Genomic DNA, 10,668 nt, shown 5'->3' on the forward strand with positions numbered 1-10,668 from the left:
TCCGAACTTTGGATAGCGGACCTAAACAGCAAGACAGCAAAAAAAATCCAAAGTTCGGTATCCTGTAAGGATTTATTTAAGAAAGCAAACACGCCGGGCTGTGACGACCATTTGATGTCGGCCATACCTAACACTTGTGGTAGTCCTGCAATAGAGAATTCAGCTTCTGTCTTCAAATCACGTACTTTTATTCCTTTATATGTTCCAGGATTTTCCGCTACCGTCGTGTTCGTTAGAGGATTTATCCTTAATCCTGCTACACCTAATACCGGCTGCGATATCTGCTCTATTGTTTGGAACCCTGGCACATCAAGCACCAGCATATAACGGCCGTCCGGGCTGAAATTTTCCTTCCGGGATCTGCGGCGCATCTACCAAATCTACTATAGACTGAGGAGGCAGCTGATATTTGATAGCCTCCTGTGCATAGCCTAAAGAAGAGGTGCATAGGAAAGCCAGGACAAAGCCTGCCTTCCAATAGTTCTGTTTAGTTTTTCTTATAAAATTCATCTGCATCTTTATTTAACTGTATCATACAATCCTTCGGCATATATACCATATGTCCTGCTTCATAATAGGTGAAAGATACCTTTTCTTTTTGTTCTGCACGAAGGTTCATATGTTTCACCACGTATTCCGCAGCATGGTAAGGTGTAGCTAGGTCATAATATCCTGCGATAACCCACACTTTTAGGTTTGGATTTTTTGACATAGCTTGTCTTAGCAACTCCGAAGCATTCAGATATTTGTTCTGTACATTGTTATAATTCCACTGCCCTACGCCGCCTGAAAAATCATAAGGAAGATCGTTTTTATATTTCAATTCCGTACGGACGAAGTGGTTTGGCTACATCCCATCCTCCTGAGATGCCCCAGAAGACACCTTTCTTGTTGTTAAGTCCCAAAGCGGAATATTCATCTTGTCTCAGGTTAGCTGTGATATAATATTTTTTCTGATAATCATATTGCAAACGAGAGAATAAGGAATGTAGGTAGTTGTTAATTTCCTGATTGTTAGTTCGGTAATCGAAAACATTCTGCCATCCCCCTTGGATATTGGAATAATAAGGGTCTGTCTGGCCCCTACGTTCCAAGCCGAACATAGAACCTGTGGTTCGCTGCTGTTCCTGCCCCAACAACAGGTTAAAAGTATGTGAATCAAAAGAATAATCGAAAGTCAATGTATTGGTCCACACCCATCTTTGACGTCTTGAGCTTACGCTGGAAGCAGAACCGTTGTTGGCCAGCCCCTCACCCGATATTGGAGAATAGTAGTTAGAATAATCTACATTACGGTAGTCGATACCATAAACTGACTTGAAGGTTATCCATTTTAGCGGTTTCAGTTGCAGGTAAGCGCTCGACTGCACATTATTGCCGTAGTTGTTTGAATAGTTGTTTTCCAATGAGATGACAGAGTTATAAAAACCGAGTCTTGATTCATTGAGATGCCCAACATTATCCATTAACCCGACAAAACCATTCGACGTCACGTTGAAAGTGCCATCGTTGTTATAAGGACCGACGATAGGAGCTGTCATCAGTGCCAGACGAGCCATGGCTCCCGAAGAAGATGATGACTGGAAAGAACCACTACTGCCCGCTCCGGTAGACATGGCGGCCTTATTGTTTTCGTTGACATAGTTCAACTTAACCCCCACCTTCATCCAATCCGTAGTGGTATTGTCAATGTTGAACATGACAGACTTTCTGTCAAAACCATTTTTTTGGAATATACCCTCTTGGTTGGTATAAGACGCCGAACCGAAATAGTTCGTTTTATCCGTAGCACCGGAAATGTTCACATTGTGACTGTGTGACACTCCCGTCTGATAGATATAATCATACCATCTTGTGTCGATGATATTTCCGTTAGCATCTCTGCTGAAACCGAAATAGTTTGTATTCTCATTATATGTTCCAGCATTTTTCAAGGCCTCATTTTTGATTTCTATATATTGTTCTGCATTCAATAGTTTAGGAAGCCTATTAGCCATAGTGTAGCCTAGCCATCCTTCGTAATTCACACGCGTAGCTCCCCTCTTACCTTTTTTGGTGGTTACGAAGACCACACCATTGGCTGCGCGCGAACCGTAAATACTTGTCGCGGCAGCATCCTTGGCAATATCTATACTTTCAATATCTGCTGGATTGATTGCCGACAAAGGATTGGCCGACGCATAGCTAGGGCCTGAGTCGTCATTATCGTTAAATGCCGGAACACCATCTATCACGACCAAAGGATATGTGCTTAAAGACAGAGAGTTAGTCCCTCTAATCTTAAAAACTGGTGCCTGGTTCAATACCCCCGCACTTGTGTTCACCTGAACCCCCGACGATCTTCCACCCAACGCTGCATCGAAACTTTGAACAGGCGTCTTGGCCACATCATCTCCCTTCACTGATGTCAAACTTCCCGTAGTCTCCTTTCTACTCTGCGTACCATAACCTATTACCACGACCTCTTCCAAATCTCTGCCACTTGCATTTAACTGGATTCTGAGATTTTGCTGATCACGTACAAATACTTCCTGCGTCTCATATCCCACGTGACTGATGATAAGAACACACTCCCGCGGCACACGGATAGTAAATTCTCCCAATCCATTTGTGGATGTGGCTTGTCTGCCATTTTTTACTTTGATAGAAGCTCCGTCAACAGGCTTGCCGGACTCATCGAGAACCGTACCTTTCAACTCTCTTTCATTTTGGATAGAATAATTATACAGTGGAGTGGCCTGCATAACTTCCGGGCTGAGAAAAAGAGACATCGCTATGAGCGAAAATTTGCTAAGACTACTGCGTTTTTTAGCACGTACGTATCTCAGCCACAATAATTTAGAACATTGTTTCATAATTAGGTGATTGTTAGTTAGGTGTAGTAATTAAGCTGATGTTACTAAAAAAGACAGAAAAATAATCGGAGGTCTGATCTTATGGGCTCATTTCTCTCATAATTTAAAGTTATATATGGGTTAGTTATGATTAAATATATGGATTTCTTAAAAAAATCAATCATTTTTTCAAGAAAATAGCATACACAACAAAAAAGATACAATAATTTTAAAATCTACAACATCACACCCCTCTTTTTTACCTAAAACACCTACAAAACAACATAACAAGAGCCAAAAACACTCAAATAAAGCTCAAAACACTTCAAAAACAGCAAGAAATAAACTTTAAACACCTCAAAAACACTTTTATATATAATTTGATTGCTAAAACAACAACTTTATTATAAAATCCTTTTAGCATATTTATTATAAAACAAAATCCCATAAGCCGCTTCTTTATCTCAATACCCTTCTCTCTTTTGAATCGTTATGATTGTATAAGTCGCGTGCAGAGTATTGCCAAATAAAAAAAATCCTATGCATTTATACGCTCGGTTGCATTAGAACTCCATAGGTATACGAAATGGGAGAGATTCTAAGAGTTCGGAAAAAGAGGGAATGCCGGAGGAAGAACCGGCTACTATACCTCTCAGAATATGTTTTTCAACTATGGAGCGCTGAAAGATGAGAATGATACAACAACACCACGCTCTTCGGGTCTCATCAAACTTCAAAGTGTGAATTATAGTTGTACAGAGATTCAGAAGTATTCATGCTATCATCCTTCAGGGATGATTGGTCGGCTTACGAGCCGAAAATTTTGGACAAGGATTTTGATACGACAAACTTCAGATAGTAAGGTATCATATGCCTACTCTTCCGTGTCCGAGCCAGCTTGCCCGCGGCCCTCCATTTCTTTCAAAATTTCAGCTCCGATAAGGTTGACTTCTTCATCCATTCCAAACATTGGTAATCCCGTTTCAGGATTTAGCTTAAGCCAGTTTGTGTCGGTATCTTTCACAATTTGTACGTATTCTTTTCCGTCCTTGAAGATAGTGTAGGTATCTTTTTCTTCTGGAAAAACAGAATACACGACATTATAGATTTCTATATCAAAAGGTTCTTGAAAGCTCATCTTATTTCTATTTGTTTGTACAAAGGTACTATTCTCTTGTAAGAAAAAAGACCAAAGTTTTGCAATAAAAAATAAGGATTCCTTATATTTATTTGACCAATTATGAACATCCTCGACAAAATTGCATTGACCAAGATAAAAGGTATTGGCCCTAAACTGAGCCGAACATTGTTGGCTTACTGCGGTTCTGTTGATGAAATTTTTTCTTGTTCAAAAAAGCAGCTGATGGCAATTCCCGGCATCGGCGAAGCGGTGGCAAGTACCATACTTTCAAAATCCTATCTCAAAGAAGCGGAGGAAGAGTATCACTTCATCCAAAAGCATAATATACAGGCCTTATGGATAGAAGACAAAGAATACCCCAAACGATTGAAAAATTGTGAAGACGCTCCCCTTCTGCTGTATTTCAAAGGTAATACCTCCCTCAACCCTTTTCGTAGTATCAGCATTGTAGGCACTAGAAATGCTACTTCCTACGGCAAGAAGATTTGTGAAGAGTTTATTCGTGAGATAAAGGATTACGATGTACTAATCATTAGCGGCTTAGCCTATGGTATCGACGGCGCTGCCCACCGTGAAGCACTAAAAAATCATATTCCCACCGTTGGGGTATTAGGACACGGTTTGGACCGCATCTATCCCTTGGCACACCGAGATCTAGCGACAAAGATGTTGGACAATGGCGGACTGCTCACCGAATTTCCGTCAGGAACAAGTCCCGACAGACAGAATTTTCCTATGCGCAACCGCATCATCGCAGGACTAGCCGATGTTACCATAATCGTAGAAGCTGCACTCCAAGGGGGAGCCCTGATCACCGCAGAAATTGCCAACACCTACAACAGAGATGTATGTGCCTTCCCCGGCGCCATAGATCAACATTTTTCTGCCGGATGCAACTATCTGATAAAAACACACCGCGCTCACCTTATACGCAATGCTGAAGATCTGGCCTACCTCATGAACTGGGAAAAGAGAGAGGACAGAAAACCTCTGTCCAAACAGCTTCCTCTTATCCCGGAAGATATGACTAAAGACGAGAAGAAAGTTTTTGACTTCATCCGAGAAAGCGAACAGGCCTCCATAGACGACATAGCCCTGCATTGCGATTGGCCACAAAGTAAGCTGGCTATAGTTCTTCTGGAAATGGAGATGAAAGGCATTCTGATATCTTTACCCGGAAAAACATATAAATTAATCTAAACCATTATAAACGAATCTATGACTACAGAAAAACATCAAACCAAAGGAATCTGGAAAGTAATCGGAGCTTCCTCCTTGGGAACACTTATCGAATGGTACGACTTCTTCATCTTTGGTAGTCTCTCCATTGTGATTTCGACAAAATTTTTTCCATCAGACAACCCTACGGCAGCCTTTCTTTCGACACTTGCCACCTTTGCGGCAGGATTTGTCGTAAGACCTTTCGGAGCTCTATTTTTCGGACGTCTGGGAGACCTGATAGGACGAAAATACACTTTCATGGTCACCCTGTTGCTGATGGGAGGAGCTACCTTCCTTATCGGATGTATTCCTAGCTACGAGACCATAGGCTTTTGGGCTCCTTTTATCGTACTTATCCTGCGTCTATTGCAGGGCCTAGCTCTAGGTGGAGAATATGGAGGTGCAGCCACTTATGTGGCCGAGCATAGCCCTAACGGACAGCGTGGTTACTGGACCTCTTGGATACAGACTACAGCAACTTTCGGGCTTTTTATCTCCCTAATAGTTATCCTTGCCACTCGTTCGCTGATGAGTGAAGAACAGTTTGAATTGTGGGGATGGCGTATTCCTTTTCTTTTATCTATACTTATGGTATACGTTTCCTATCTGATTCGAAAAAATATGGATGAGTCTCCGGAATTCAAACAAGCTAAATCAGAAGGCAAGACTTCAAAAAATCCGCTGAAGGAGAGCTTTGCCAATAAATACAATCTCAAGTTTGTGTTGCTGGCGCTCTTCGGGGCAGCGATGGGACAAGGAGTAGTCTGGTATACTGGACAATTTTACTCTATGAGCTTCATGAAGACGGTCATGCACCTGCATACAGATCAGGCAGACACCATCCTAGGTATAGCTCTTCTCATCGGAACACCTTTCTTCATCGTTTTCGGATGGCTGTCCGACAAAGTTGGAAGAAAATGGGTGATGCTCGCCGGCATGGCCTTAGCCATTCTCACCTACCGTCCCATCTACGAAAAGATGTATCAGCTGACTAACGTTGAAAACAAACAAGAGATCACGGACAAGAAAGAAGAATTCTTTGAAGTAGTACATACCGAAAAAGGCAAAGATGAAATAGTGACTGAAAAGGTGTACTATACTGACCGCTCTGTCCTTACCACGACAAAAACCAAACATATAGTGGACAACACCACCCAAATCATCAGCAAACAGACAATAACCATCGCAGGATGGAATTACATCAAGCTAATCCTACTGATTTTTATTCAGGTCATCTACATAACACTGGTGTATGGACCTATAGCCGCCTTCCTTGTGGAACTATTTCCAGTAAAGATTCGTTACACTTCGATGTCTCTGCCTTACCACATAGGCAATGGCGTCTTCGGAGGATTGCTTCCTGCTGTATCGACTTATCTAGCAAGCAATGCTCAAGCCTCTCAAGATAGTGAATTCTATCTGGCCGGACTGTGGTACCCTATTATCATTTCAGCCGTATGTTTTGTCATCGGCACCCTATACATTACTAAAAACATGTATTCAAAAAATCTAATAACCATGGAACTGATAAAAAGATTATTAGGAATAGCTTGGATAATATTGGCACTGTTGGCTGCCTACTTCTGCATCGTGAAATTTGGTTTTCCAAAGCTGCAGACAGGCCATCAGGAAGATCTGGTCTTCGGGCTAATTATCGTCTTCATCCTTACGCCGATTATCTCGATAGGACTTGGAGTATTCGGATATTTTGCGTTGAAAGGAGAATTCCACGAGGACAAAATGTAATTTTTCAGGCTGAACTTCAACAGGATAGGGCATTCTTTATATTTTAAATTTTGTCTATCTCAAAAATTTCCTATTTTTGCGGTGGGTAAGTCCTTTACGACCAGCTCCCTATGACTCCCCCAGGATGGAACATAGCAAGGGTATTAGGTTGAGCGGTGCGATAAAGGGAGCTTGCCCACTTTTTGTTTTATACCTATCCATCTTTCCTGCACTATCCTTTACTACTTTTGACCTTTAAGTTTTTCTTTTAGCATATCTTTTCGTTTATTTGTAGCTAGAACAAACACGATTATATGAGTTGGTTTAAAAGAAATAAAGCAGGGATCAGAACTGCAACACAAGACAAAAAAGAGGCTCCAGACGGTATGTGGGACAAGTGTCCTTCGTGTAAAAAACCTCTTTTGAACATTGAACAAATCGAGAACAAATACGTTTGTCAATATTGTGGTTATCACATTCGTATAGGTTCGGCAGCATATTTCTCTATCTTATTTGACGACAATCAATTTACAGAACTATTCCCTAATCTTACTGCAGGCGACCCTCTAAATTTTGTTGACAGCAAACCCTATCATGAAAGATTAGCCGAAAGCCAAGTGAAGACCGGTCTTAAAGACGCTTTACGTTCGGCTCATGGCAAGCTTGACGGCCACGAAATCGTCATCGCCTGCATGGACTTCAACTTTATCGGTGGATCCATGGGCTCAGTAGTAGGTGAAAAAATCGCCCGTTCGATAGATTATTGTATAGAACACAAACTTCCTTTCATGATGATCTCCAAGTCAGGAGGCGCCCGCATGATGGAAGCAGCTTTCTCCCTGATGCAGATGGCCAAAACATCCGCCAAATTGGCTTTGTTGAGCCAAGCCAAATTGCCATACATCTGTCTGTTGACAGACCCTACCACAGGAGGTGTGACAGCTTCTTATGCCATGCTGGGCGATATCAATATAGCTGAACCGGGAGCACTCATAGGCTTCGCAGGACCGCGCGTAATCAAAGAAACAATCAAAAAAGACCTTCCTAAAGGTTTTCAAACATCGGAATTCGTCCTTGAACACGGATTCTTGGACTTCATCGTAGACCGAAGAGAATTGAAACAAAAGATTTCAACATTCCTAAAATTAGTAAAATAAAAAAGTAAGAGCCTTTATCGTTGACAAAGGCTCTTACTTTTTACAGATATTTTCTAAAAGCCCACCTCTTACGCTGCTTTAGATACCCTATATTGGATTCATGCGTGAAAGCTTCCCGTTCAAAGGAAATGTTACGGTATGCTTTGTCGAAATTTTTATGCCGGAGAAAGCGGAAAAGAAACTCCAATACATACCATAGATAAAAACCTACGACAAAAAGTTCCAAAGCCTGACAAATATGTATACGTTCGTGATTCAACAGTATAATATCCTTCTTCAATCCCTTTTTATAGATAAAAATAAAAGGGAACAAGGTAATGGCCTCGGCCTTTCCCAAAGAAAAAAAACGGGTCCAGAATCTACTTACAATGACCTTACCTTTCATAAAACTCTTATTGCTCAAACAAACGTATAAATTTTAGCCGACTTTCTTAATTCATTCCTAGATTGTATATTTGTTTTCAGTATCAAAAACACGTGAAGCTTATGCCTTACAAAGAACGAGAAATCAACAAGTTGTACTACACAATGGGAGAAGTAACCAAAATGTTTGGCGTTAACGCTTCTCAGATTCGTTTCTACGAACGTGAATTTGACATTTTACAGCCCAAAAAAAATAAAAAAGGAAACCGTCTCTTCACCCAAGAAGATATAGCCAACCTGAAAATTATCTTCAACCTCGTTAAGGAGAAAGGCTATACCCTCCAAGGTGCCCGCGAGTATCTGAAAGCCAACAAAACAGAAGCAAAAGAGAACCAACGTGTCATTGATTCTCTGGAGCGTCTTAAATCTTTTTTGATAGAAGTTCGGGACAGCCTGTAAGCTATTTCAAAAATTCGAGGACTTTGTCCACCATTTCGGTACTGCCTATGATGGCCGGTACACGCTGATGTAGTTCCTTTGGCTTAATGTCGAGTATACGTTCCGTTCCTGTGGTAGCCTTGCCTCCGGCTTGTTCGACGATGAAAGCAATAGGGTTACATTCGTACATCAGCCTCAGCTTTCCATTAGGCTGCGCAGAAGTCTGTGGATAGATAAATACTCCCCCCAACAGCAGATTACGGTGTATATCGGCGACCATAGAACCGATATAACGTGACGTATAAGGTCTGTTGGTCGCTTTGTCCTCTTCCTGACAGTATTTGATAAACTGTTTAATACCTTGCGGAAACTTGACATAATTGCCTTCGTTGATGGAATATATCTTTCCACTGGAAGGGATTTTCATGTTGGGATGTGAAAGACAGAATTCGCCGATGGAAGGGTCTAGTGTAAAACCATTAACCCCTTTTCCCGTAGTATATACCAGCATAGTAGAAGAACCATAAATGATGTAACCAGCGGCAACCTGCTCTACCCCTCTTTGTAGAAAATCCTCTTCAGTCACCTTATGTCCAACCTCACTCTTACGTCTGTAGATGGAGAAAATCGTCCCTACAGATACATTGACTTCAATATTGGAGCTTCCGTCCAACGGATCTATGCAGACTATATACTTGGCGTTTTTGGAGATTCCTTCATCCACCAATACCACTCCCTCCTCGTGCTCTTCGGAAGCCACAAAACAACATTCTCCTCCACTTTTCAAGGCAGAAATAAACTGTTCGTCGGCATATACATCCAGTTTCTTCTGACTTTCACCAAAAACATTTTGGTTTCCATGGTCGCCTAAGATGTCTACAAGTCCTGCTTTATTGACTTCTCGATGTACTATTTTGGCTGCAATACCTATATCTCTTAACAAACGAGATAACTCTCCTTTGGCATAAGGAAAATCAGCCTGCTTCTCGATAATAAATTGGCCTAGTGTTTTTATAGAACTCATAATCACATGGTTATCGCGAATAAAAATAGAGTAAGTTTTTTATCTTCTCTTGAGCTCTATAATTTCCAAATTTTCAATTTTACCTGCTACCAAATCAAATCTCATCAACGTTCTGACTTTATGCCAACCATGATAACCGGCAGCCCCCGGATTTAAATGCAATAATTGTAATTTTTCATCAAATTGAACTTTCAAAATATGGGAATGTCCACAGATGAAAAGCTTTGGGGGATTACGTTGTAGTTCTGCTCTGACCTGTGAGGCATAGCGTCCCGGATAACCTCCTATATGTGTCATCCATACATCCACACCCTCACATTCAAAACGCAAATGCTCAGGACATACCTGCTGTATATCTTTTGTATCAATATTACCATATACCCCTCGGAAAGGCTTGAAAGCCTGCAGCTTCCTTACTACATCTATTGAGCCGAAATCCCCGGCATGCCACACCTCGTCGCATTCTTCAAAATATTTAAACACCGCCTCATCCAAGTAACTGTGAGTATCCGAAAGCAGACCAATTTTCTTCATACGCTAGAAAGCCAAAAAGTAAGGTTTCAACACTTCTCGATATCTATCCGAATAGATACCCTTTTCTTTATAAATGATAAACTCTTCTTCACTAAGGAGTCCTCCCTCCTTACGAGAGAGCGTGATGATACATCGTATTGTCTCTGTATGCTCGAAGGATTTTATATTTATCTTTCTGTGATCAAAACAAATTTATATGTGTCSRATYSSACAYATATAATTTGTTTTGCA

11 protein-coding genes and 1 pseudogene are annotated in these 10,668 nt (G+C 41.2%); 4 read left to right on the forward strand and 8 right to left on the reverse strand.

What is annotated here, in order from left to right:
• From SD31_RS12040 to SD31_RS12060, 5 genes and pseudogenes are all read right to left on the reverse strand, one after another.
• Positions 1-323 (reverse strand): annotated as a pseudogene (locus SD31_RS12040) (hypothetical protein); the annotation flags it as partial.
• Entirely contained in the window at positions 310-510 is a 201-nt protein-coding gene (locus SD31_RS12045) for a hypothetical protein (protein ID WP_156138352.1), read from the reverse strand. The gene SD31_RS12045 and the pseudogene SD31_RS12040, both read right to left, overlap by 14 nt.
• A complete protein-coding gene (locus SD31_RS12050) occupies positions 488-823 on the reverse strand; it encodes a hypothetical protein (protein WP_039054317.1) in 336 nt (111 codons plus the stop codon). Before SD31_RS12050 ends, SD31_RS12045 begins: the two co-directional genes overlap by 23 nt.
• Positions 813-2,855, reverse strand: coding sequence for a SusC/RagA family TonB-linked outer membrane protein (locus SD31_RS12055; protein ID WP_082021941.1), 2,043 nt, complete (start codon positions 2,853-2,855; stop codon positions 813-815). Before SD31_RS12055 ends, SD31_RS12050 begins: the two co-directional genes overlap by 11 nt.
• Before the next feature lie 853 nt (positions 2,856-3,708).
• Positions 3,709-3,972 carry a hypothetical protein gene (locus SD31_RS12060; protein ID WP_052259022.1) on the reverse strand — a complete coding sequence of 88 codons (264 nt, stop codon included), beginning with the start codon at positions 3,970-3,972 and terminating at the stop codon, positions 3,709-3,711.
• Between the two features lie 102 nt (positions 3,973-4,074).
• Here SD31_RS12060 and dprA point away from each other — a divergent pair, with 102 nt between their 5' ends.
• From dprA to accD, 3 genes are all read left to right on the forward strand, one after another.
• Complete coding sequence (dprA, locus tag SD31_RS12065; RefSeq protein WP_039054318.1) at positions 4,075-5,175, forward strand: DNA-processing protein DprA; 1,101 nt, start codon at positions 4,075-4,077, stop codon at positions 5,173-5,175.
• Between the two features lie 18 nt (positions 5,176-5,193).
• Entirely contained in the window at positions 5,194-6,942 is a 1,749-nt protein-coding gene (locus tag SD31_RS12070; RefSeq protein ID WP_231561546.1) for an MFS transporter, read from the forward strand.
• Positions 6,943-7,235: 293 nt separating this feature from the next.
• Entirely contained in the window at positions 7,236-8,078 is an 843-nt protein-coding gene (gene accD / locus SD31_RS12075; RefSeq protein ID WP_039054319.1) for an acetyl-CoA carboxylase, carboxyltransferase subunit beta, read from the forward strand.
• Between the two features lie 40 nt (positions 8,079-8,118).
• Here the strand turns inward: accD and SD31_RS12080 are convergent, their stop codons facing one another.
• Positions 8,119-8,415, reverse strand: coding sequence for a hypothetical protein (locus SD31_RS12080; RefSeq protein WP_231561548.1), 297 nt, complete (start codon positions 8,413-8,415; stop codon positions 8,119-8,121).
• Positions 8,416-8,564: 149 nt separating this feature from the next.
• On the opposite strand from SD31_RS12080, the gene SD31_RS12085 reads away from it, so the two are divergent.
• A complete protein-coding gene (locus SD31_RS12085) occupies positions 8,565-8,900 on the forward strand; it encodes a MerR family transcriptional regulator (RefSeq protein WP_039054321.1) in 336 nt (111 codons plus the stop codon).
• Position 8,901: 1 nt separating this feature from the next.
• Here the strand turns inward: SD31_RS12085 and fbp are convergent, their stop codons facing one another.
• Both fbp and SD31_RS12095 read right to left on the reverse strand, forming a co-directional pair.
• A complete protein-coding gene (gene fbp / locus SD31_RS12090) occupies positions 8,902-9,903 on the reverse strand; it encodes a class 1 fructose-bisphosphatase (RefSeq protein ID WP_039054322.1) in 1,002 nt (333 codons plus the stop codon).
• Between the two features lie 39 nt (positions 9,904-9,942).
• A complete protein-coding gene (locus tag SD31_RS12095; protein WP_039054323.1) occupies positions 9,943-10,437 on the reverse strand; it encodes a metallophosphoesterase family protein in 495 nt (164 codons plus the stop codon).
• Positions 10,438-10,668: the final 231 nt, after the last annotated feature.

Origin of the sequence: Sphingobacterium sp. T2 (genome assembly GCF_000814685.1) — a bacterium.
GTDB lineage: Bacteria > Bacteroidota > Bacteroidia > Sphingobacteriales > Sphingobacteriaceae > Sphingobacterium > Sphingobacterium thermophilum.